This is a genomic window from Streptococcus sp. Marseille-Q7087 (assembly GCF_965111935.1).
In genome coordinates this window covers 544,236-565,138 of sequence record NZ_CBCOPJ010000001.1, presented here as the reverse complement: position 1 = coordinate 565,138, position 20,903 = coordinate 544,236, and the positions used below count along the sequence as shown (strand labels likewise).

Below are 20,903 nucleotides of genomic sequence, written 5' to 3'. Positions count from 1 at the left end.
TCTGTTAAAACTCATTATTTAACGTGTTTGGCAAGATCTTCTTGGGCTTTTTTGTTAGATTCTTCTTTTTCTTTTAGCCATTTTTGTCTAGCTTCTTCATACTCAGCTGTTGTGACAATCTTATCTTGCAGTTTAACGTATTTGTATGATTCCACACCCTTGTTACCTGCTTGAGAGAAGGCAGCAGAGAATGGAACTGTTTTTCTGATTCCTGGTGTTCCACCAAGAGATACGCTTGGAAGCGTGAGAGAGCTATCCACTAACCAAGCTTGTGCTTCAGCGTATTTGTCATAACGTTTTGTCAAATCTTGTTCACCATTGGCTTCTTCTATCATCTTAGTGTAGGTATCCATGCCAACCGCAGTTGCTTTAGTATTACTTTCACCAGGTTCTAAGCCAAGGTTTTGCAATGAACCACCATTTGTAAGGTTAAGTGTATCAAGATAAGTTGACGGATCTTGGTAGTCTGGTCCCCAACCACCATTATAAAGGTCGTAATCTTTTTGAGCAGCTGTATTAGCAAGGTAACCAATGCTATCCATTTCTTCTGTAGTCAGCATTTGAATATCGATGACGACATTATCTGCACCCAAAACAGACTCGATAGATTGTTTGAAGGAACTTGCCTCTTGGACACCTCTTTTCGAAGCTTGATCTACTGGTAAGTCAAGATGGATAGGGAACTGAACGCCTTTAGCTTCCAATTCTTTCTTGGCTTGTGTAAAAGCTTCTTTAGCCTTATCAGCATTATAGTAGGCATCTTGTCCATCAGCAAAGTTCATATTTTGCCATACTTGGCCATAGTTAACCATCTTAGAAGCTACGACATCACCAAAATCTTTACCATCAAGTGTTACAAATGAAGGTGGAACAAGCAAGTTTCTGATAATCTTAGTCGCTCCCTCTTCCCCTTGTGACTGAGCCCCATAAGCTTTACGGTCATAGGCAAAGTTAATGGCTTGACGGAATGATTTGTTTAAGACTGCTTCTTGTTGAGCTGTCTTTTCAACGTCTGTCGTTTTTGATGTGTGGTTATAAGATTTTCTATCTAGGTTAAAGTTATAATAGTAGGATGTCGCAGTTTGCATACTATAGATAATATTATCCTTGTACTTCTCTTGCACACCTGCAAAACTTGAACTATTTGGGTAGAGACGTGCGAAACTATAGACACCTTCGCTAAAGTTACGAACAAGCGCATCTTGGTCGCTTCCATCATAGTATGTCAATTTGACATCATCTACAAATACATTTTTTGCGTCCCAGTAGTTTGGATTTTTCTTGTATTCAAGTACAGATTTAGATGTGAATGATTTTAGGATGAATGGACCATTATACAAGATATTTGCTGGATCCACTTTACCAAAATCATCCCCTTTTGAGTTCAAGAAGTCAGCATTTACTGGAAATAGAATAGTTGCAGTTGTTTTTGAATTCCAATAAGGTTCTGGTTGAGTCAAAGTATATTGAACAGTCTGGTCATCAATAGCCTTAACTCCAACTGTTGAAAAGTCTGTTGTTTTCCCGCTAACATAGTCAGCCAGACCAGCAACAGAATCTTGCACTAAATACAAGGCTTCTGAATTTTTATCCGCAGCATACTTCAATCCTGTCACAAAATCTTGTGCTGTTACAGGTGCATACTCTTCACCATCTGCAGTATACCATTTGGCTTCCTTACGAAGTTTGTATGTATAGGTCAAGCCATCTTGGGAAACAGACCAATCTTCTGCCAATGAAGGAATATAGTTCCCGTATTGGTCATTTTCCATCAAACCATCTACCAAGTTTGTAACTACATCACCTGTTGTTGCACGATTTTCTACTAGATAGTTCAGACTGGAAGGATCGTTACTGTATACATAATTGTAAGTCTTTGTTGAACTAGCAGAGTTGCTACAAGCCGCTAAGAGCAGACCAGCACTTAAGACGACGCCTGCCAGCGTCAGATATTTTGCCTTAGACTTTTTCATCTCCAGAACCTCCAAATTTAAATATTTGTATCATTATACAGTTAAAGTTTTTTTTAGTCAAGCGTTTATGTGTTAAAAAATTACTTTTTTCTCCAATTTTTATATTTTTTTGTATTTTTTAAAGAAAAAAAGAACAATCTAAACTTTTTTTCTTTAAAAGTTCAAACTGTTCGTTTTATTTATAAAGCATTATGATAATTTTAATCGTGCTCTCAACTGGTCAGCTTTTGCCTTTCCAATAATCTTATCCAAGAGTCGAGTATAGAGACTCATGAAGCCATAGATCCCACCGCCGATTACACCAATAAGGGCGACATAGATAAAACTCCAGAAACGTCCAGTTGGATGGAAGACAAAGCCGATAATCCACTGCAAGAATCCAACAAGGATAAACATGACTAAAGTCAAAATAGTGACTAAGATTGTTCTCTTCAAGATAATCTTTCGGCGAGCACCTGTAATCTGACAGATTTCACGGTACATTAAAACAATTGGGATGATGAGACCGATGGTCGTTGAAATTAATGGTCCATAACTGTGGAAAATCGCTATTGTTGGTAGTTGTAAGACAAGCTTAGCAAGCGAACCATAGATAAAATATAGAACTGCCTTACGATTACGGAACATAGCCTGAAGCATTGGAGACAAGACCATGTACAAACCTAGGATTGTTGACTGCAAGACTGCAAAGACAAACAAGCCCAAAGCCAAACTATCAGGTTTGCCGTAAAAGACTGTATAGAGGGGTTCCCCTACCATGACTACTCCAACCGTTGCAGGTAGTAGGAATAAGAAGAGCATAGTAATACTATCTTGCACCAACCGAGAAGCTGCTGGTAAATCACCCTTGACATAGTTCTCGGTCAAGAGAGGCAAACCAACGCTACCGATTGATACTCCTACAGAAATCAAAATCATGGTGATCTTATTAGGATTGGCAGAGAAATAAGAAAACATGACAACCAAATCTTCGTTACTATAGTTGGTAAACCACTTCATGCTATTGATAAAGGTCATTTGGTCCAAGATTTGGAAAAGTTGAATAGCTGAACCTGTTATAATAAAAGGAATAGCTTCCTTAATCGTATCGACCAGTAGACTCTTACTGTCAATCTTATCTCGTGTTTCAAAAACTTTTTGGAGCAATCCTTCTTTATAAAGAAAATAAAGCAAGACTGCAAAACTAGCTACCATTCCCACAAAAGCCGCAAAGGTAGATTGGGTAACAGCTGATAGATAATCTCTTGAACCAAGTTTCATGATGATAAAGGTTGCTAAGAGCATCCAAATGACACGGATAACCTGCTCAGCGATTTGGCTCATAGCATAGGGCTTAAGATTATTCATCCCTTGGAAAAATCCACGGATAACACTCATAGATGGGAAAATCAAGACCGCCCACGCTAGACTCTGCATAATAGGAATCAAGTCCTTACCGACTCCAGAAAGGTCAGCCAACCAAGGTGCAAAGAGGTATAAGATCAAGGCAAAGGCAAGTCCTAGCACAGTCATAAAGCCCAAGAAACTTCGAATCAGGGCAAAACTATGCTCTTCTTCTTGCATGGTATTGTATTTAGCGACCTGCTTAGCAACTGCAACTGGAATACCTGCTGTCGAAATCAACAAGAACCAGGCGTAAATATTATAGCCCATGGTAAAGAGACCGTTAGCTGTTGCGGCATAAGTCCCCATCCAAATATACCAGGGAATAATGTAAATAGCCCCGAGGAGGCGACTGATAAAGTTACTAGCTGTAAGCCAGGCAGTCCCGCGTAACATCTGGGCCTGCTGATGATTATTTTCGTTAGACATAACTTCCTCATTCAATTTTAATAACTAGGAAATGTTCCTTATCTTCCATTATAAACTTTTCCTTGTTACTTGTAAAATTCAGACTTTCAGTTTACAATAGAAAGTATGATAAAGATTGAAACCGTATTAGATATTTTAAAGAAAGACGATCTCTTCCGTGAGATTATTGACCAAGGACATTACCATTATTATTACAGTGATGTCGTTTTTGATAGCATCTGCTACGATAGTCGAAAAGCAAAAGATAATAGCCTCTTTTTTGTAAAAGGAGCTGCTTTTAAGAAGGAATTTCTCCTCTCGGCAATCTCACAAGGGCTCGGTTGGTATGTAGCTGAACAAGACTATGAAGTAGGCATCCCTGTTATTGTCGTTAGCGATATCAAGAAAGCCATGAGTTTGATTGCTATGGAGTTTTATGGCAATCCTCAGGAAAAACTAAAACTCCTTGCTTTCACTGGTACTAAAGGAAAAACAACTGCGGCTTACTTTGCCTACAATATCTTAAATCAAAAACATCGTCCAGCTATGTTGTCAACCATGAACACTACTTTGGACGGTAAGACTTTCTTTAAATCTGCTCTAACAACTCCTGAAAGCATCGACCTCTTTGAGATGATGGCCCAGTCAGTTGATAACGGAAGAACCCACCTTATTATGGAAGTTTCCAGTCAAGCCTATCTGGTGAAACGAGTCTACGGCCTAACTTTTGATGTCGGTGTCTTCCTCAACATTAGTCCTGACCATATTGGTCCTATTGAGCATCCGACCTTTGAAGACTACTTCTATCACAAACGTCTCTTGATGAAAAATAGTCGCGCAGTTGTCATTAATAGTGATATGGACCACTTCTCTGTTCTAAAAGAACAAGTTGAGAACCAAAACCATGACTTCTACGGTAGCCAATCAAGTAATCAAATTGAAAACTCTAAAGCCTTTAGCTTCTCAGCTACTGGTAAATTAGCTGGAGACTATAATATTCAGTTGATTGGGCACTTCAACCAAGAAAATGCAGTCGCTGCAGGACTTGCTTGTCTTCGTTTAGGTGCTAGTCTGGATGACATCAAGAAAGGGATTGCGACTACTCGAGTACCTGGTCGTATGGAAGTTCTCACTCAGAAAAATGGTGCAAAAGTTTTCATCGACTACGCCCACAATGGTGACAGTCTTAAAAAACTTATTTCTGTCGTTGAAACTCATCAAACTGGAAAGATTGCTTTAGTACTTGGTTCAACTGGAAACAAGGGAGAAAGCCGTCGTAAGGACTTTGGACTTCTCCTTGATCAACATCCTGAAATTCAAGTCTTTCTAACAGCTGATGATCCAAACTATGAAGATCCGATGGCCATTGCAGATGAAATCAGTAGCTATATCCATCATCCTGTTGAAAAGATTGTCGATCGCGAGCAAGCTATCAAGGCTGCTATGTCTGTTACAAGTCAAGAACTGGACGCTGTGATTATCGCTGGTAAAGGAGCTGATTGCTATCAAATCGTCCAAGGCAAGAAGGAAGACTACCCTGGAGATGCAACTATCGCAGAACGTTATCTATAAGGACTTAAAGAAGGCTAGAAAATTTCCTAGCCTTTTTCTATTTTTTTATAAAGATGAATCTTTCTTTATCAAATTCTACAGCTAACTCATATTTCCCATCTTCATTTTGAATGATGTAGCCCAATAAAACTAAACTATCGACAAAGATATCACGACGTTTCTGCATAAGCTGGTCTTTTTTGAGAAATTTAAGCAAAAATGTTGTCATATACTTGAGAGCATACTCAGGGTTTACATCCCCCAAAACAGCATAGAGTTTCTGCTGATTTTCTGTCAGCGGATACTGGTGCTTAACCTTATAAAAGTAATTAGACAAGGTCATCTGCTCCCTAGCAAAATCTGTATACTCTTCTAGGATTGCTGCATTGGTTTGATTGCGTAATTCCGTCTGAAAATGTTTCTCCAGGATTTCTGGATAAACAGGACTATCGTCTCTCACAAAGACTTCTTGGTCTAGTTCAAGAGATTCCGTAGACTCTAGAAAAGGAAGATTGAGATAATAGCGTTTGTTTTCTCGAAGGATGAAACCAGCTTTAATATATTCCTCCAAGTACTTGTCAACTGCAACCCCTGGAAACTGAGCCTTGATTTCACGGAGGATAACATCATCATGCTGATCAAGATAATCAACCAAATCTCTAAAGAATGGTTGCCGTGTCAAACGAGATGGATTAAAAATCTGAATCATAAAGATTCCTTTCTTTACAAACTAAAAGTGGTGATGTTGCTAATTGACTCGGATTAGTGCCAGGCTGATTCAAAGGTACAGCTAGTCCTAGTTCTCTATAGTATTCACTCCAGAAATCACTAATTTCCTGAGTATCATTCCCAAATTTCATGGGAATGGTCTCAAAAATAGGTAGTAGTTCAGCAATGAACTGGGAACAGTAATAACCATCTCCATCCGGATAAAAGGAAGCATTGTAGAGAGCCCCTAAAAGGCCTTCTACCCGCTTTTTGACTTCTTTGTGATTGATTTTCGGATAGCGATAAAGGTCATAGACTTTCTCAGCTTCAAAGAAATCTTCAGGGGATTGGGCAAGGACGCCACCTTCCACCGTAGCATGATAGACCTGTCCGTCCAAAAAGATGGCCACGTGGCTATAGTTACCAGTAGATTCCTGGATGGCTTGTCCTATATCCGAACTATCTTTCACAAAGATTAAATCACCATTTTCTAACATACTTCTCTACTAGCAAAAAAGGAGCCGAAACTCCTTTTTAATAATGGGTTTCCCCATCTATCATTATGCATTAAAGCTTTCTGTCAATTGTGGTACCACTTGTTTCTTACGTGAAACGGCACCTGGAAGGAAAGCGTGGTTGTTTTCAAGCTTGAAGTTGAAGGCTGCTTCTACCTTGTCCATGTTGGCACCAAGAGCCAAAATTTCTGAGTTTGAGTTGACAATGTCTGTAATCATCAAAACAAAGTCAGAGTAACCGTTAGCTGCATTTGCTGCTTGGATAGCTGCTTCGATTTCAGCTTGGCGTTCCAAGACTTCAGCGATATCAACTGTATTGACTTGAGCCACACGAACGTTGTTTCCGTTCAATTCAAAAGTCTTAGCATCGATGTCGATCAATTCTTCTGCTGACTTGCTTGCCAAGTTTGTACCCGCCTTAAGCATTGAAAGACCATATTCTTCCAAGTTCACACCAGCCAATTCAGCCAATTCAGGCGCAATCACTTTATCAGATGGATGAGTTGTTGGAGATTTCAAAAGAAGGGTATCTGAAATCAAACCTGAAAGCATCAAACCTGCGATTTCTTTTGGCACTGCTACACCATGTTCTTTGAACATGCGGTACACGATTGAAGATGCTGATCCTACTGGTTCCAAACGCATGTAAAGTGGGCTGGCAGTTTCAAAGTTAGCCACACGGTGGTGGTCCACCACACCATAAACTTCTACTTCAGCGATATCTGACACTGATTGTTGGAATTCATTGTGGTCAGTCAAAATGACTTGTTCTGCACCTTCTGCCTTAGCTGAAGTGATAACACGCGGTGCTTCAACACCAAAATAATCTAATACGAAAGCTGTTTCTTCATTTGGAGTACCAAGAGCCACTGCTTCTGTATCCAAACCATAAGCTTCTTTCGCAAGATAAGCAAAGGCTACAGATGAGCCGATAGCATCTGAATCTGGATTTTGGTGACCAAATACTAGAATCTTAGACATGATAATACCTCGTTTCTTTATTCTCTTTATTGTAGCATTTTTTTCAATTTTTGACAAAAGTAAGAGAAGCCTAAAGGGCTTCTCTTTATAGGTTAAAAGCACTCACTAGATTTTTATTTTGATTATCGTTTAGGTAGCTTTCCTTCTGAGGACGCTTCTTCCGTTTGAGTAGGGCCTCAGCCGACATTGCTTCTTCCTTACTATCAAAACCTTCTGCATAGATGAGTTTTACCGGCAAACGAGCTCGTGTATACTTGGCTCCTTTGCCACTATTGTGGACAGCAACTCGTTTCTTCACATCTGTTGTATAGCCTGTATAGTAAGAACCATCACGACACTCAACTACATACATATAAGCCTTATGATCCATAATAAATCTCTTGAATTTCTGGTGTATAAGTACCATCATTATTATGAACAATGAGTGGTGGTAAAACCTTAAAGCCACTAGTGGAGCCGTCTTTGATAGCCTCAATCAAAAGCATATTGGCTTCCTTTTCCCGTTTAGGGTAGACAAATTGCAGACGCTTTGGAGCTAAATTGTGTTGTTGAAGGGTTTCTAAAATATCTAATAAACGATCAGGACGATGAACCATGGCTAGACGTCCGTTAGATTTGAGAATACTTTGAGCACTACGACAGATTTCCTTGAGATTAGTCGTAATTTCGTGCCGAGCCAACAAGTAGTGTTCGCTTTCGTTCAGATTAGAATTTGCGTCCACCTTAAAATAGGGAGGGTTGCACAAAATCAAATCGACCTTGCTCCCCTGAATGTAGCTAGACATATTTTTCAAATCATCACAAATAACCTGCATCTGCTCTTCTAAGCCATTTAAACGAACCGACCGTTCAGCCATATCAGCCAGGCGTTCTTGGATTTCAACAGACAGAATTTTCGCCTTAGTACGACTACTGGCAAAAAGCCCAACAGCTCCATTACCTGCACAGAAATCCACTATCAACCCATTTTTTGGGAAACGAGGAAAACGCGACAAGAGAACACTATCCACTGAATAGCTGAAAACCTCTCTATTTTGAATAATCTTGATATCTGTAGAGAAGAGTTGGTTAATGCGCTCTCCTGATTTTAATAATTGTTCTTCGTTCATACTTCTATTGCCACAAATTTAATAACATCAAAGATGGTTAGAAATTTATCAATTACTGTTTTTCTTTAAATGCTCCAAGGCTTCTCGAGTCCAAACAGGCATCATGCGACCAAGCGGTGCAAAACCATGTTTGATGCGATCATTCGAAAAACGTCTCCGTCTAGGAAGTTGATGCTTTTCTTCTTCCAAGGTACGAATGGAAAGGCTAGCTTTCCCAGTATATTCATCAAAATCTACGACCTGTACCTGGACTTCATCACCGATCTTTAAAACCTCGTAAATATTTTCGATAAATCCTGTCCGAATCTCCGAGATATGAATCAGGCCTGTCACTCCTGTTTCTAACTCAACAAAAGCTCCATAGGGCTGAATCCCAGTAATACGGCCATTTAGCTTATCACCGATTTTCATTTTAGTCCTCAATTTCAATAGTTTCAATGACTACGTCATCAACTGGCTTGTCCATTGCACCTGTTTCGACACCTGCAATTGCATCCAGAACTTCATAAGAAGCTTCATCCGCAAGTTGACCAAATACAGTATGATGGCGGTCTAGATGAGGAGTCCCACCTTGTTCAGCATAAATTTCCGCAATTGGTTCTGGCCAGCCACCGCGAGCAATTTCTTTCTTAGAATATGGCAAGTGTTGGTTCTGTACGATAAAGAACTGGCTACCATTTGTATTTGGCCCAGCATTAGCCATAGAAAGGGCTCCACGGACATTGTAAAGTTCTTCTGAAAACTCATCCTCAAAAGACTCTCCATAGATAGACTCTCCACCCATACCAGTTCCAGTTGGGTCTCCACCTTGAATCATAAAATCTTTAATAATACGATGGAAAATGACACCGTCATAGTAACCATCTTTTGATAGAGCAATAAAGTTGGCTACTGTTTTTGGTGCATGCTCAGGGAAAAGCTTAATGCGCATATCTCCGTGATTTGTTTTAATAGTCGCAATTGGACCATCTACTGCTTCAATGTCTACTTGTGGAAAATGTAATTCTTTTTCTACCATACCAAATCCTTCTAGGGCATCAAAAATGCCATCTTCTTCTAATGTTTTTGTAACATAATCTGCTTTTTCTTTGATTTTATCATGAGAAATTCCCATAGCTACACTAATGCCTGCATAATCAAAGAGTTCTAAATCGTTAAGACCGTCCCCAAAAACCATAACGTTTTCAGGTTTTAAACCTAATTGGTCTACCACCTTGGCAACTCCAGCTGCTTTTGAACCGGAAATCGGCACAACATCTGACGAATGTTCATGCCAGCGTACCATACGTAAAGTCGATGCTAAACTTTCAGGCAAAGTTAAGTCATCTCCCTGATCCTCAAATGTCCACATCTGATAAATATCTTCTTTTTGATAAAAATCAGGGTCCACCTCTAAATCAGGATAAATTGGATCAATAGCCTGGCTAATCATCTCAGTTCGTCTCGATAGTTTAGCTGCATGACTACCGACCAAGCCGTAGTCAATTCCTACTTCCTTAGTCCAAGCAATATACTCTTCAACCTTATCTCTAGCAATTTTATTACTATATATGACATTGCCCTTTTTGTCCACAATATAAGCACCATTCAAGGTTACAAAGAAATCAGGTTTGAGGGCTTTAATCTCTGGTACGACGCCAAATAAGCCCCGACCAGTCGCAATTCCTGTCAAGATTCCCTTCTCGCGTAATTGTTGAAAAACCGTTGGAATATTACTTGGAACAAAACCTGTCTTTGAATTTCGTAAAGTATCATCTATATCAAAAAAGATAATCTTAATCTTCTTAGCCTTGTATCTTAACTTGGCATCCATTATAATACCTCCTTCAATTCACTCTTTCCATTATACCATAAAGTAGGCAAATCCCACATCCCCAATAAAGTCCTTTTCTCTTATCCGAATTCCTTTACTAGATACAAAACCAAATCATCATTATTTTGGCTAGTTGCATTCATTTCCAAGGGTTGATTTCGATACCAGACACCTGTCCCATCTGGAATATAACCTCGTTTGATGTACAATCTCTGAGCAGGTCCATAACCTGAGTGGAGCCCAACACCAAGCGTCACCTTATCCGATACGAGTTTTACTCGTTTTTCTGCTTCTTCTAGCAGTTGATTCCCAATCCCTTGATTTCGAAAAGGCTCAAACACATTAAAATCTGATAATTCTGGATAGACTTCTACAAAAGGACCATGTTTAGCAGAGGGTAAAATGGTAACGTAGCCCGCTACAGCACCATCAATCTCTGCAACTAAGACTTCTCTCTCCCCACTTTCCTGTTCCAGAAAATATCTAGCCAAAATTTCCTCTCTACCAGGCCAACCTTGATTCATAAATCCATGAGATAAGGATTCAATGTCAGACTTAATCATATTTCTAATCGTACAATTCATCTTTGACTTACCAACCTTTACTCTTTCTATTACCATTATAGCACGCTAAGGTCAGAAAAAAACTATCTCGTAAAAAAAGACCCGTAAGGGTCTTACTCGCTCTCTTGTTTTCAAGCTCGTGAAAAAGAGGTCCCCCGGACCTGAAAAAAAGACCCACCCGGGTCTTTTCTTTAATCTTCGTTTACGAAAGGCATCAAAGCCATTACGCGAGCGCGTTTGATAGCTGTTGTTACTTTACGTTGGTTTTTAGCTGAAGTTCCTGTTACACGACGAGGAAGGATTTTCCCACGTTCTGAAACGAAACGGCTAAGAAGCTCAGTATCTTTGTAATCAACATATTCAATTTTGTTTGCTGCGATGTAATCAACTTTTTTACGGCGTTTGAATCCGCCACGACGTTGTTGAGCCATGTTTTTCTCTCCTTTATAGTTTTAATTGTCCATTAGAATGGTAAATCATCGTCTGAAATATCCAAAGGATTGGTTTTTCCAAATGGATTTTCATCTCGTGAAAAGTCAGGTACTGATTGTGTAGGTGCTGAATAACTTGAACTTGGTGCAGAATGACCTCCACCAGTTTGACCTTCACGCACGCTACGGCTTTCCAACATTTGGAAATTTTCAGCTACGACTTCAGTCACGTAGACACGTTGTCCTTGCTGGTTATCGTAACTACGAGTCTGGATACGGCCTGTAACCCCAATAAGTGAGCCTTTTTTAGCCCAGTTAGCAAGGTTTTCAGCCTGTTGGCGCCACATTACGACATTGATAAAATCAGCCTCACGTTCACCATTTTGACTCTTGAATGTACGGTTTACTGCAAGAGTAAAAGTAGCTACTGCTACATTTGATGGGGTATAACGCAACTCAGCGTCACGTACCATACGCCCTACAAGTACAACATTGTTAATCATAATCTACCTTCTTACGCGTCAAGCTTGACGATCATGTGACGAAGAATGTCAGCGTTGATTTTTGACAAACGGTCAAACTCTTTAAGAGCTGCGTCATCGTTTGCTTCAACGTTAACGATGTGGTAAAGTCCTTCACGGAAATCTTGGATTTCGTATGCAAGACGACGTTTTTCCCAATCTTTTGATTCAACAACAGTTGCACCGTTGTCAGTCAAGATAGAGTCAAAACGTGCTACCAAAGCGTTTTTCGCTTCTTCTTCAATGTTTGGACGAATGATATAAAGAATTTCGTATTTAGCCATTGATATGTTCCTCCTTTTGGTCTAATGACCCCAAGTCTTTGCATGGGGTAAGTGAGGTTTGCTCACAATAAACTATTATACTAGAAAAAAATTTTTTTCGCAAGTATAAAACAATAATTGTTTACTTTTTAGAGTTTCTTTGCAGAAGTCTGGGTAATTTCATCTACGAGAATATTTTCATCCTCAAATTTCTTTTTTAATGAAGAAAGGTCAATGCTTCCCTCAATTTGGACTTCGATAACAATCTTACCATCTTTACGTGGAATATTAACAGTATGAGAAATATTAAGATTTTCCTCAACGATTAAAGAAACTATCTTACCGAGTACCCCAACTTCATTTTCAGTGATAAAACGAACACGAATTCCCTCTTCACCATAACCAGCAATTTCAAGAAAGGCACTGAATACATCACGATCTGTAATGACTCCATACACTTGTCCATTGTCAACAACTGGCAAAATACCAATCTTATTTTTAAGCATGAGATAAGTTGCGTCTTCCAAGCTTGCATATCCTGAAACAGTAACAACATCACGAATCATGACATCTTTTACCTTTGTCTTGTTAAGCAAGTAGTTCATCTCAAAGATTGAAAGACTAGTTGCTTTTGATGGACTAGCTTCAGCAATTGTTCCTTCTGTCACCAATCCTACTAATTTATCATTTTCAATAACAGGAAGACGGTGCAAGCCTTGTTCACGCATTAAATCTGCTGCATGCGCAACAGTTGTATCAGGACTAATATAAACGACCTTACGAGTCATAAAATCTTTAACTGCCATAGGAAATCTCCTTTATGTTTATAGTTTTATTATACACTTTTTACGGAAAGCTATCAAACGCTTTCATCTCTTTTTCAAGATTCAGAAAAATCTGGTGAACTTTACGAAAAAGAGCTCCACCTAAGAGCTCTTAATCATTTACTTATATGGATTCTATGGTTGCTTTGCAATCTCTATCCGCCGACTAAAAAGGTCCCCCGGAATAATGTGGATTGCTTGCGCAATCCTTATCCGCAACCTAAACTAGTCTCCCAGACTATACGAAGAATACTACGCAATCCTTATCCGCTGACTAAAACAATTCACTGGATTGTTTTAGCCACCTAGATATGCTTTTCTGACTTCGTCTGAAGCTGCGAGTTCTTTGCCTGTTCCTGAAAGAACAATCTTACCTGTTTCAAGTACATATCCTCGATCTGCGATGGCAAGTGCTTTATTAGCATTTTGTTCAATCAAAAGAACGGTTGTTCCTTGTTTTTGAATATCTTGGATGATATCAAAAATTTCTTGAATGAAGATTGGTGCAAGCCCCATTGATGGCTCATCCAAAAGAAGGAGTTTAGGAGTCGACATAAGTGCACGTCCCATAGCAAGCATCTGTTGCTCACCTCCAGATAGGGTTGCTGCATCCTGGTTTTTACGTTCTTCCAAACGTGGAAAACGTGAAAAGACTTTCTTCAAATTTGCTTGGTTCTCTTCACGGTTCTTCTTAAGAAAGGCTCCCATCTCCAAGTTTTCCATAACTGTCAAACCAGGGAAGACATGACGTCCTTCTGGCACTTGAGAAAGTCCTGATGCCACAATCTTTTGAGCAGGCATCTTTTGGATTTCTTGGCCCAAAAATTCAATTCGACCAGAACTTGGGCGAACAAGTCCTGATAGAGTACGAAGGATGGTTGTTTTACCAGCACCGTTAGCACCGATAAGAGAAACAACTTCTCCTTCATTGACTTCAAAGCTCACATCACGTACAGCTTGAATCATACCGTAGTGTACTGAGAGGTTTTCAACTTTTAACATAGACATTAGGCTTCACCTCCAAGATAAGCTTCGATAACGCGTTTGTTGTTCTTAATTTCATCCGGTGTTCCATGAGCAATCAAACGACCGTACTCGAGAACATAGATACGTTCAGTGACTTCCATGACCAAGTTCATATCATGTTCAATCAGCATGATGGTGATCTTGAATTCATCCTTGATACGACGAATCAACTCAGTCAATTCTGCAGTCTCTTGTGGATTCATACCTGCCGCAGGTTCATCCAAGAAAAGGATTTTAGGTTCTGTGGCAAGAGCACGAACAATCTCCAAACGACGTTGTTGACCATAAGCTAAGTTTTTAGCTAAAGTTTCAGCATCACCATCTAAATCAAAGATTTTTAGTAATTCTAAAGCTTTGGCTTTCAATTCTTCTTCATTTTTATAGAAAGCTGGCAAGCGCAAGAAACTAGCAAATACATGTTGTTTATGATGATTGCTAAATGCGATGAGAACATTGTCCAAAACTGTTAGGTCTTTAAAAAGACGAATATTTTGGAAGGTACGCCCTAAACCAAGGGATGCGATTTTATAAGGTTGCTTCCCATTTAGTAAATGCCCATCCAAAGTAACGGTTCCTTCACTCGGTTCATAAACTCCTGTCAGTAAGTTGAAAAGAGTTGTTTTGCCCGCTCCATTCGGTCCAATCAAACCAACAAGTTCACCTTCGTTCAATTCAAGAGTAACGTCCCCAACGGCTGTCAGACCACCAAAGTGTTTGGTTAAATTTTTTACTTCAAGTAACGCCATTAGTTTTGTCCCTCCTTCTTACCTTTTTTAAAGAGACGTGATAGGCTCAATTCCCATGTTCCAAGGAGACCACCTGGTCTGAAAATCATAACAAGTACCAAGGCCAAAGCATAGATAATCATACGAACACTAGCCACGTCTTGAAGAAGCATGTTTAAAATACCAAGAACAATCGCAGCAACAATTGCCCCTGTAATGGATCCCAAGCCACCAAATACAACGATAATTAAAACGTTGATAGAGTTGATAAAACTATAATCTTTAGGTACAACAGAACCGATAAATCCTGCTTGAAGCGAACCTGCAATACTTGCAGTCATAGCTCCAAAGACGAAAGCAATAATTTTGATTTTTGTTGTATTGACCCCAACAGACTCAGCTGCAATCTCATCTTCACGAACAGACAAGGTTAAACGACCGATTGGACTGCGAAGGAAATTAAGCGTTGCAATTGTTGTAATTACAGCAAAGATATATACCATTTGCCAATTAGTGAAGCTTGGAATACCAAGGATACCAGCAGCTCCGTTTGTTAAATCACCACCATTGACGATTAAGATACGAATAATCTCAGCAACCCCAAGTGTCGCAACTGCAAGATAGTCCCCTTTTAATCGGAGGGTTGGAATTCCAACGATAAGGGCAACCAAACCAGCAATAATGGCGCCGAGCAACATAGCTCCAAAGAAGGCACCATAAGTTGGAGATTTTGATCCAATAATAGCTGCTGCATAAGCACCGATAGCCATAAATCCAGCATGTCCAAGTGAAAATTGGCCAGAGAAACCAACGATCAGGTTAAGTCCTACTGCAAGAATAATATTGATACCGATTTGTTCCAGAATTTGAATATGGAAAAGGTTTAAAATACCAAGTGAAACTAATAGGCTAATCATACCATATCCAAGCAACAAAAGGAATATCCAGAGAATATTAGCTTTTACATTTACTTTCATTGTTTACACCTTCTCTTTCACATTCTTACCAAGAATACCAGCTGGACGAACAATCAAGATTAAGAGCAAGATTCCATACACGATGGCATCACGGAAATCTGACAATCCAAAAGCGATTGCAAAAGTTTCCAATAGACCGATTACAAAACCTCCAAGAGCTGCACCAGGGATGATACCGATACCACCAAGAACGGCAGCAACGAAAGATTTAATACCTGGAGTCATTCCCATCAATGGTTCGAGAGAGTTGTAATAAAGGGCAATCAAGACACCTGCTGCTCCAGCCAAAGCTGAACCCAAAGCAAAGGTAAAGCTGATTGTACGGTTCACGTTAATCCCCATCAACTGAGCAGCATCGCTATCTACAGAAACGGCACGCATAGCTTTCCCCATCTTGGTTTTTTGTACGATAAGTTGCAAAAGAATCATTAAGACAATTGAGACAGTCAAAATCAACAATTGGATATTTGTAAGACTAATTGGTCCCAAGTCATATCGTACAGTTTGGATTGCTTGAGGGAAGGCACGTGTATTGGCACCCACCAGATAGACCATTCCGTATTCCAATAAGAAGGATACCCCGATAGCTGTAATCAGTACAGAGATACGAGTTGAATGACGCAGTGGGCGATAAGCTAGAAACTCAATGATAACACCGAGAATGGCTGAACCAATCATGGACAAAATTAAGGCTAAAAAGAAATTTAATTGTAGGGAATTAATCAAGAAATAACCCATAAAAGCACCCATCATGTAGATATCACCGTGGGCAAAGTTAATGAGTTTGATAATTCCATAAACCATGGTATAACCCAGTGCTAGTAGTGCATAAACACTACCCAGGATCAAACCATTGACAAGTTGTTGAAGCATATGGTTCACTCTTTCTAATTATTTTTCTTAGGATTTATATAAAAAAATAATCCCTTTATAAATACCGAAACAGGGAGTGAGTAAAAGCTCATTCCCCATTTACGATATCTATAAAATTAAGGTTTTACGACTTCTGCCGCTTCTACTTTACCATTATTCATGGTCATCATGAAGGCTGTTTTCACAGTGTTATGGTCTGCATCAAAGCTTGTTTGACCTGTAACACCTTCGAAGTTTTGTGTTTTAGCAAGGTTGTTCTTGAGATCAACTGAAGTTTTTGCACCTTTTGCTGCGTTAGCTACAAGGTAAACTGAGTCATAAGCAAGAGCTGCAAATGTTGAAGGATCTTCGTTGTATTTTGCACGGTAAGCTTCAAGGAAGGCTTTTGCTTTATCTGAAACATCAACAGTAGTTGAGAATCCTGAGATGAAGTAGATATTTGATGCGCGTTCAGCAGTTGCTTGTTGAACAAATTCTGCACCGTTAAATCCATCACCACCGATGATTGGTTTATCAATTCCCATACCACGAGCTTGGTTTACAATCTTACCAGCTTCTGTGTAGTAACCTGGCAACACGATAGCGTCAAAGTCTTTGTCTTTGATTTTTGTCAAAGCTGCTTGGAAGTCTGTATCACCTGAAACAAATGTTTCATCTGCTACGATTTCACCTGTAAATGAATCACGGAATGATTTTGCAATTCCTTTAGCGTAGTCACTTGAGTTATCTGTATACAAGACAACCTTCTTAGCGTTCAATTTATTTGAAACATAGTTAGAAATGATTTTCCCTTGGAAGCTATCTTGGAAGGTTCCGATGAAAAGGAAATCTTGTCCCTTAGTCAAACCATCTTGAGTAGCACTTGGAGAAATCAATGGAACTCCAGCTTGTGTAGCATTTGCTACTGCTGCTGCAGTTGCACCTGAAGTCGCAGGTCCTACGATTGCAGCAACTTTAGATTGAGTAACAAGGTTTGTTGAAACAGAAGCAGCTTCAGCAGTTTCAGATTTGTTATCTTTATCTACTACTTCGATTTGTTTTCCGTCGATACCACCTGCTGCGTTGATTTCATCAACCGCAAGTTGAGCACCTTTTTGCTCAGATGAACCGTAAGACGCTACAGCTCCAGTTTCTTCAAAGTTGAAACCAATTTTTACAACTTTTTCATCAATTGGGTTACCAGTTGTATTTGAAGCTCCTGACTTCACTTCTCCACAGGCTGCTAAAACAGCTACACTTGCAAGAGCTACAAGTGATAATGCGAATTTTTTCTTCATGTTTATCTCCTTTTGATTTCTTAATTTAAATTACATGTTAAGAATATACCGAATTATCAGAAAATTGTCAACAACTTTATCTCTTTTTTTAAATGATAACGTTTTCGGTGTTTTTATAGAGGTTACCAACGAAAGGAGTTTCTAATTCTTGGATATGACATCGTCTCACTTTTTTGATAAATTTCTCTTTACCTAAACGACCTACCAGGTCTTCTACTTCTTCTGTTTGAACATAAAGTTGCAGATAACGGTGTTTTTTAGAGTGATAACAAATATCGCCATAATTTGCGAGTTTTTTTGCATCACGATTATAGTATAGGTAGATAATCAGACCAGACCGATTTTCTTTTTGAAACATAATTCATCTTCCTTCTAGTAATCTTCCTCTTATTATAACAAAAAAAGCAAACTCAGTCGAGTTTGCTTTAGTAGATTAATTCAAAGAATTATTAGCCATAATTTCATCAATGAAACCATATTCAAGTGTTTCTTGAGCACTCATCCAGTAATCACGTTCAGCATCTGCATGGATTTGCTCAACTGATTTACCAGAATTATCTGCAAGAATTTGCTCCAAAGTCTTACGAGTTTTAAGCAAGTGTTCAGCAGCGATAGCCATATCTGTTTGCTGAGTACCACCACCTGTACCACCCATTGGTTGGTGAATCATGTACTCTGCATTTGGAAGCATGAAACGTTTACCTTTTGCTCCACTTGAAGCAATAATTGTACCCATTGAAGCAGCCATACCCATGACGATAGTTTGAACATCTGCCTTGATAAAGTTCATAGTATCAACAATTGCCAAACCAGCTGATACAGAACCACCAGGAGTATTTACATAAAGGTAAATATCTTTTGTACTATCTTGGGCATCCAAGAAGAGCAATTGGGCGATGACTGAGTTTGCCATATTGTCTTCGACTGGTCCAGTCAACATGATGATACGATCTTTTAGAAGACGTGAGTAAATGTCATATGAACGTTCTCCACGACTTGTTTGTTCAATAACTACAGGAATCATTCATTTCTCCTTTTGATTTCTAATTTCTTTGTTAATAAGATTATTATATATCTTTGGTCAAAAAAGGTCAAATTTTTGCTCCATTCTAAAGACAGACACAAAAATTCAACCTCCTTTCGAAACTAAAACCAATGAACAGTTTTAGTGTATGCTTAGAATCTTATTTTGTACCGAACAAGCGGTCTCCTGCGTCACCAAGACCTGGAACAATATAACCATGTTCGTTCAAACGTTCATCTAAAGCTGCAGTAAAGATTTCTACATCTGGGTGAGCTTCTTGGAGAGCTTTAACCCCTTCAGGAGCAGATACAAGGCAGACAAACTTGATGTTTGAAGCCCCACGTTTTTTAAGGGAATCAACAGCTAAGATTGCTGAACCACCAGTTGCAAGCATAGGGTCAACCACAAAGATTTGACGTTGGTCGATATCTTCAGGTAATTTTACTAAGTATTCCACTGGTTGAAGGGTTTCTTCATCACGATACATACCGATATGTCCTACTTTTGCTGCTGGAACCAAGCTCAACAATCCATCAACCATCCCAATACCTGCACGCAAGATTGGAACAATCGCTAATTTTTTACCAGCCAATTGTTTTTGAACTGTTTTTGTGATAGGTGTTTCGATTTCAACGTCTTCAAGTGGAAGATCACGAAGTACTTCATATCCCATCAACATTGCAATCTCGTTAACTAACTCACGAAAAGCTTTTGTAGAAGTGTCAGTACGACGCAAGATTGACAATTTGTGTTGAATCAATGGATGATTAATAACTTCAAGTTTTCCCATTTTAAGAATTCCTTCTTTCAATTTATTCTTCTTATTATATCAAAAAATGGCTTAAAAAGCTTTCTAAACAATTTATTTTTTATAATTTCTAGATTAGGTGAGCCTCTTGGAGAGCTGCTTGTACTGTTTCAAGTGGTAAATGGGTTAACTCTGTCCCTTTTTCGCGATAAAGATGTTGGGCATAGTCATCCATACGGTATTGGTTGATATAAACAACACGCTCACAACCTACTTGAAGGAGTTGCTTGGTACAGTTGAGACATGGGAAATGAGTAACGTAGGCTGTAAAGCCTTTTGGAACGCCACGCTCTGCCCCTTGTAAAATAGCATTTACCTCTGCATGAAGAGTGCGGACACAGTGGCCCTCAATCACCAGACAGTCGTGGTCAATACAATGTTCTGTTCCTGATACAGAGCCATTATAGCCTGTTGAAACAACCTTGTTATCCTTAACTAAAACGGCTCCTACCTTGGCACGTTTACAGGTTGAGCGATTGGCAATCAATAGAGCTTGAGCAGCGAAATACTCATCCCAAGCCAGTCTTTTTTCTGTCATAGTTTTTCTCCTCTTAACTTATTTTTTGAAAAATGGCAAGCGTAAATCGGCAATTTTCTCAGCAGGAACCTTCATTCCATCCTTGATCCATTTTAGCAAAACGGATACGATAGCAGAACTCCAAAAAGAATGCAGATAACTGCTAACACCCTTTGATTTTCCATAATATTTTTCCAAAAATTCCTGCATAGCTTGAACAAAGATTTTTTCCAGGTGATAGTCCAGGGCAAGCTGAATAACCTTGGCTTCTTTCTTGGCTTCTCGGAAAAGATGAACCCAAACTAGATAGAGATCCGTCTTGACATCGTAATGACTTAGTTGCTCCATGATGTTATGGACGCTACGTTTAAAGACACTTTCTAAAATCTCTTCTTTTGAATCATAGTTTCGATAAAAGGCTGCACGAGAAACGCCAGCACGTTTGACTAGCTCAGAAATGCTAATCTTAGCTAACTCCTTTTTCTCCAAGAGTTGCAAAAGAGCTGTTTCAATCGCTTCTCTGGTTAGCAAATTAGATTCTTGATTGGATTTTCTAAGATTTTCAAGCGATTTTTCAGATATTTTACGTTCAGACATAACAATTTCTTTCTACTTGTGACAACAGAGAGGTAC

General features: G+C 39.2%; 25 protein-coding genes. 1 reads left to right on the top strand and 24 read right to left on the bottom strand.

Features of this window, described 5'->3' with window-relative positions; all coding sequences use genetic code 11:
- Positions 1 to 14 precede the first annotated feature (14 nt).
- Complete coding sequence (locus tag ACWPVF_RS02890; RefSeq protein ID WP_454384599.1) at positions 15 to 1,973, bottom strand: peptide ABC transporter substrate-binding protein; 1,959 nt, start codon at positions 1,971 to 1,973, stop codon at positions 15 to 17.
- A 189-nt stretch (positions 1,974 to 2,162) separates the two neighbouring features.
- Complete coding sequence (locus ACWPVF_RS02885; protein WP_414307177.1) at positions 2,163 to 3,785, bottom strand: putative polysaccharide biosynthesis protein; 1,623 nt, start codon at positions 3,783 to 3,785, stop codon at positions 2,163 to 2,165.
- Between the two features lie 105 nt (positions 3,786 to 3,890).
- Here ACWPVF_RS02885 and ACWPVF_RS02880 point away from each other — a divergent pair, with 105 nt between their 5' ends.
- Entirely contained in the window at positions 3,891 to 5,336 is a 1,446-nt protein-coding gene (locus ACWPVF_RS02880; RefSeq protein ID WP_454384597.1) for a UDP-N-acetylmuramoyl-L-alanyl-D-glutamate--L-lysine ligase, read from the top strand.
- Between the two features lie 37 nt (positions 5,337 to 5,373).
- Here ACWPVF_RS02880 and ACWPVF_RS02875 read toward each other — a convergent pair whose 3' ends face one another.
- The 22 genes from ACWPVF_RS02875 to ACWPVF_RS02770 form a co-directional block, all read right to left on the bottom strand.
- Positions 5,374 to 6,024 carry a DUF1803 domain-containing protein gene (locus ACWPVF_RS02875; protein ID WP_414307179.1) on the bottom strand — a complete coding sequence of 217 codons (651 nt, stop codon included), beginning with the start codon at positions 6,022 to 6,024 and terminating at the stop codon, positions 5,374 to 5,376.
- Entirely contained in the window at positions 6,008 to 6,520 is a 513-nt protein-coding gene (locus ACWPVF_RS02870) for a YiiX/YebB-like N1pC/P60 family cysteine hydrolase (protein WP_414307180.1), read from the bottom strand. Before ACWPVF_RS02870 ends, ACWPVF_RS02875 begins: the two co-directional genes overlap by 17 nt.
- 63 nt (positions 6,521 to 6,583) lie before the next feature.
- The gene (locus ACWPVF_RS02865) at positions 6,584 to 7,519 is read right to left on the bottom strand and encodes a manganese-dependent inorganic pyrophosphatase (protein ID WP_214262180.1); all 936 of its coding nucleotides are present in this window, start codon (positions 7,517 to 7,519) and stop codon (positions 6,584 to 6,586) included.
- Between the two features lie 85 nt (positions 7,520 to 7,604).
- Positions 7,605 to 7,889, bottom strand: a complete 285-nt coding sequence (locus tag ACWPVF_RS02860; protein ID WP_414307181.1) for a GIY-YIG nuclease family protein — start codon at positions 7,887 to 7,889, stop codon at positions 7,605 to 7,607.
- The gene (locus ACWPVF_RS02855) at positions 7,879 to 8,628 is read right to left on the bottom strand and encodes a tRNA1(Val) (adenine(37)-N6)-methyltransferase (RefSeq protein ID WP_414307182.1); all 750 of its coding nucleotides are present in this window, start codon (positions 8,626 to 8,628) and stop codon (positions 7,879 to 7,881) included. Before ACWPVF_RS02855 ends, ACWPVF_RS02860 begins: the two co-directional genes overlap by 11 nt.
- 48 nt (positions 8,629 to 8,676) lie before the next feature.
- On the bottom strand, positions 8,677 to 9,039 hold the full coding sequence (locus ACWPVF_RS02850) for a S1 RNA-binding domain-containing protein (RefSeq protein WP_004252382.1): 363 nt from the start codon (positions 9,037 to 9,039) through the stop codon (positions 8,677 to 8,679).
- Between the two features lies 1 nt (position 9,040).
- A complete protein-coding gene (locus ACWPVF_RS02845) occupies positions 9,041 to 10,441 on the bottom strand; it encodes a bifunctional Cof-type HAD-IIB family hydrolase/peptidylprolyl isomerase (protein WP_454384593.1) in 1,401 nt (466 codons plus the stop codon).
- Between the two features lie 80 nt (positions 10,442 to 10,521).
- A complete protein-coding gene (locus ACWPVF_RS02840; RefSeq protein ID WP_454384591.1) occupies positions 10,522 to 11,025 on the bottom strand; it encodes a GNAT family N-acetyltransferase in 504 nt (167 codons plus the stop codon).
- Positions 11,026 to 11,195: 170 nt separating this feature from the next.
- A complete protein-coding gene (rpsR, locus tag ACWPVF_RS02835) occupies positions 11,196 to 11,435 on the bottom strand; it encodes a 30S ribosomal protein S18 (RefSeq protein WP_000068664.1) in 240 nt (79 codons plus the stop codon).
- Between the two features lie 32 nt (positions 11,436 to 11,467).
- Positions 11,468 to 11,938 (bottom strand): single-stranded DNA-binding protein, encoded by a 471-nt coding sequence (locus ACWPVF_RS02830; protein ID WP_045614047.1) that lies wholly within the window; start codon positions 11,936 to 11,938, stop codon positions 11,468 to 11,470.
- A gap of 11 nt (positions 11,939 to 11,949) precedes the next feature.
- Positions 11,950 to 12,240, bottom strand: coding sequence for a 30S ribosomal protein S6 (rpsF, locus tag ACWPVF_RS02825; protein WP_002896497.1), 291 nt, complete (start codon positions 12,238 to 12,240; stop codon positions 11,950 to 11,952).
- Positions 12,241 to 12,368: 128 nt separating this feature from the next.
- A complete protein-coding gene (locus ACWPVF_RS02820) occupies positions 12,369 to 13,025 on the bottom strand; it encodes a CBS domain-containing protein (protein ID WP_454384589.1) in 657 nt (218 codons plus the stop codon).
- Between the two features lie 315 nt (positions 13,026 to 13,340).
- Positions 13,341 to 14,051, bottom strand: a complete 711-nt coding sequence (locus tag ACWPVF_RS02815) for an ABC transporter ATP-binding protein (RefSeq protein ID WP_000062228.1) — start codon at positions 14,049 to 14,051, stop codon at positions 13,341 to 13,343.
- On the bottom strand, positions 14,051 to 14,815 hold the full coding sequence (locus tag ACWPVF_RS02810; RefSeq protein WP_454384586.1) for an ABC transporter ATP-binding protein: 765 nt from the start codon (positions 14,813 to 14,815) through the stop codon (positions 14,051 to 14,053). The genes ACWPVF_RS02815 and ACWPVF_RS02810 overlap by 1 nt, the downstream gene beginning before the upstream one ends.
- Positions 14,815 to 15,771 (bottom strand): branched-chain amino acid ABC transporter permease, encoded by a 957-nt coding sequence (locus ACWPVF_RS02805; RefSeq protein WP_454384584.1) that lies wholly within the window; start codon positions 15,769 to 15,771, stop codon positions 14,815 to 14,817. The genes ACWPVF_RS02810 and ACWPVF_RS02805 overlap by 1 nt, the downstream gene beginning before the upstream one ends.
- A gap of 3 nt (positions 15,772 to 15,774) precedes the next feature.
- A complete protein-coding gene (locus ACWPVF_RS02800; RefSeq protein WP_006150094.1) occupies positions 15,775 to 16,644 on the bottom strand; it encodes a branched-chain amino acid ABC transporter permease in 870 nt (289 codons plus the stop codon).
- Positions 16,645 to 16,760: 116 nt separating this feature from the next.
- Positions 16,761 to 17,921 (bottom strand): ABC transporter substrate-binding protein, encoded by a 1,161-nt coding sequence (locus tag ACWPVF_RS02795; protein ID WP_414264419.1) that lies wholly within the window; start codon positions 17,919 to 17,921, stop codon positions 16,761 to 16,763.
- 88 nt (positions 17,922 to 18,009) lie between these two features.
- On the bottom strand, positions 18,010 to 18,279 hold the full coding sequence (locus ACWPVF_RS02790) for a YlbG family protein (protein ID WP_454384581.1): 270 nt from the start codon (positions 18,277 to 18,279) through the stop codon (positions 18,010 to 18,012).
- A gap of 75 nt (positions 18,280 to 18,354) precedes the next feature.
- The gene (gene clpP, locus ACWPVF_RS02785; RefSeq protein WP_000613459.1) at positions 18,355 to 18,945 is read right to left on the bottom strand and encodes an ATP-dependent Clp protease proteolytic subunit ClpP; all 591 of its coding nucleotides are present in this window, start codon (positions 18,943 to 18,945) and stop codon (positions 18,355 to 18,357) included.
- Between the two features lie 160 nt (positions 18,946 to 19,105).
- Complete coding sequence (gene upp / locus ACWPVF_RS02780; protein ID WP_006150334.1) at positions 19,106 to 19,735, bottom strand: uracil phosphoribosyltransferase; 630 nt, start codon at positions 19,733 to 19,735, stop codon at positions 19,106 to 19,108.
- Positions 19,736 to 19,823: 88 nt separating this feature from the next.
- Complete coding sequence (locus ACWPVF_RS02775; protein WP_075228224.1) at positions 19,824 to 20,291, bottom strand: deoxycytidylate deaminase; 468 nt, start codon at positions 20,289 to 20,291, stop codon at positions 19,824 to 19,826.
- Between the two features lie 18 nt (positions 20,292 to 20,309).
- A complete protein-coding gene (locus tag ACWPVF_RS02770; RefSeq protein WP_004252362.1) occupies positions 20,310 to 20,867 on the bottom strand; it encodes a TetR/AcrR family transcriptional regulator in 558 nt (185 codons plus the stop codon).
- Between the last annotated feature and the right edge of the window lie 36 nt (positions 20,868 to 20,903).

Excerpts from the sequence above, each read along its gene's own strand:
- ACWPVF_RS02790 (WP_454384581.1), bottom strand. The coding sequence starts at position 18,279 with ATGTTTCAAAAAGAAAATCGGTCTGGTCTGATTATCTACCTATACTAT.
- ACWPVF_RS02840 (WP_454384591.1), bottom strand. The coding sequence starts at position 11,025 with ATGAATTGTACGATTAGAAATATGATTAAGTCTGACATTGAATCCTTA.
- ACWPVF_RS02870 (WP_414307180.1), bottom strand. The coding sequence starts at position 6,520 with ATGTTAGAAAATGGTGATTTAATCTTTGTGAAAGATAGTTCGGATATA.
- rpsR (WP_000068664.1), bottom strand. The coding sequence starts at position 11,435 with ATGGCTCAACAACGTCGTGGCGGATTCAAACGCCGTAAAAAAGTTGAT.
- ACWPVF_RS02820 (WP_454384589.1), bottom strand. The coding sequence starts at position 13,025 with ATGGCAGTTAAAGATTTTATGACTCGTAAGGTCGTTTATATTAGTCCT.
- ACWPVF_RS02850 (WP_004252382.1), bottom strand. The coding sequence starts at position 9,039 with ATGAAAATCGGTGATAAGCTAAATGGCCGTATTACTGGGATTCAGCCC.
- ACWPVF_RS02775 (WP_075228224.1), bottom strand. The coding sequence starts at position 20,291 with ATGACAGAAAAAAGACTGGCTTGGGATGAGTATTTCGCTGCTCAAGCT.
- ACWPVF_RS02890 (WP_454384599.1), bottom strand. The coding sequence starts at position 1,973 with ATGAAAAAGTCTAAGGCAAAATATCTGACGCTGGCAGGCGTCGTCTTA.
- ACWPVF_RS02795 (WP_414264419.1), bottom strand. The coding sequence starts at position 17,921 with ATGAAGAAAAAATTCGCATTATCACTTGTAGCTCTTGCAAGTGTAGCT.
- ACWPVF_RS02845 (WP_454384593.1), bottom strand. The coding sequence starts at position 10,441 with ATGGATGCCAAGTTAAGATACAAGGCTAAGAAGATTAAGATTATCTTT.
- ACWPVF_RS02810 (WP_454384586.1), bottom strand. The coding sequence starts at position 14,815 with ATGGCGTTACTTGAAGTAAAAAATTTAACCAAACACTTTGGTGGTCTG.
- ACWPVF_RS02800 (WP_006150094.1), bottom strand. The coding sequence starts at position 16,644 with ATGCTTCAACAACTTGTCAATGGTTTGATCCTGGGTAGTGTTTATGCA.
- ACWPVF_RS02860 (WP_414307181.1), bottom strand. The coding sequence starts at position 7,889 with ATGGATCATAAGGCTTATATGTATGTAGTTGAGTGTCGTGATGGTTCT.
- ACWPVF_RS02885 (WP_414307177.1), bottom strand. The coding sequence starts at position 3,785 with ATGTCTAACGAAAATAATCATCAGCAGGCCCAGATGTTACGCGGGACT.
- ACWPVF_RS02855 (WP_414307182.1), bottom strand. The coding sequence starts at position 8,628 with ATGAACGAAGAACAATTATTAAAATCAGGAGAGCGCATTAACCAACTC.
- ACWPVF_RS02880 (WP_454384597.1), top strand. The coding sequence starts at position 3,891 with ATGATAAAGATTGAAACCGTATTAGATATTTTAAAGAAAGACGATCTC.
- clpP (WP_000613459.1), bottom strand. The coding sequence starts at position 18,945 with ATGATTCCTGTAGTTATTGAACAAACAAGTCGTGGAGAACGTTCATAT.
- upp (WP_006150334.1), bottom strand. The coding sequence starts at position 19,735 with ATGGGAAAACTTGAAGTTATTAATCATCCATTGATTCAACACAAATTG.
- ACWPVF_RS02865 (WP_214262180.1), bottom strand. The coding sequence starts at position 7,519 with ATGTCTAAGATTCTAGTATTTGGTCACCAAAATCCAGATTCAGATGCT.
- ACWPVF_RS02830 (WP_045614047.1), bottom strand. The coding sequence starts at position 11,938 with ATGATTAACAATGTTGTACTTGTAGGGCGTATGGTACGTGACGCTGAG.
- rpsF (WP_002896497.1), bottom strand. The coding sequence starts at position 12,240 with ATGGCTAAATACGAAATTCTTTATATCATTCGTCCAAACATTGAAGAA.
- ACWPVF_RS02815 (WP_000062228.1), bottom strand. The coding sequence starts at position 14,051 with ATGTCTATGTTAAAAGTTGAAAACCTCTCAGTACACTACGGTATGATT.
- ACWPVF_RS02805 (WP_454384584.1), bottom strand. The coding sequence starts at position 15,771 with ATGAAAGTAAATGTAAAAGCTAATATTCTCTGGATATTCCTTTTGTTG.
- ACWPVF_RS02770 (WP_004252362.1), bottom strand. The coding sequence starts at position 20,867 with ATGTCTGAACGTAAAATATCTGAAAAATCGCTTGAAAATCTTAGAAAA.
- ACWPVF_RS02875 (WP_414307179.1), bottom strand. The coding sequence starts at position 6,024 with ATGATTCAGATTTTTAATCCATCTCGTTTGACACGGCAACCATTCTTT.